Raw genomic sequence first — 320 nt, 5'->3', positions numbered from 1 at the left:
TAACAAGGTAGCCGTATCGGAAGGTGCGGCTGGATCACCTCCTTTCTAAGGAGAATTGCCTACTGTTTAATTTTGAGAGTTCTTTATGAACTTCATATTTGGGGGTGTAGCTCAGTTGGGAGAGCACTTGCCTTGCAAGCAAGGGGTCAGGAGTTCGACTCTCCTCATCTCCACCATTAAGAGTATATTACTTAAATCTTCGATTTATCTAGTAGCCTCTTACATGCACTTTTAGCTTATCTTTAGACAAGCTATGTGCATTAGCACTTTAAGCAACAGAATAAACTGAACACATGTGAAGTTTGTTTGTTGGCGACGTG

At 41.6% G+C, this 320-nt stretch carries 1 tRNA gene; it reads left to right on the top strand.

Going from position 1 to position 320, the window contains the following annotated elements:
• The first annotated feature begins 100 nt into the window (after positions 1-100).
• Positions 101-176 (top strand) — tRNA-Ala (locus KGF46_RS19840).
• The last annotated feature ends 144 nt before the right edge of the window (positions 177-320 follow it).

The organism is Clostridioides sp. ZZV14-6153, from assembly GCF_020657855.1.
Lineage (GTDB): Bacteria > Bacillota > Clostridia > Peptostreptococcales > Peptostreptococcaceae > Clostridioides.
This window is presented reverse-complemented; position numbering and strand designations above follow the sequence as displayed.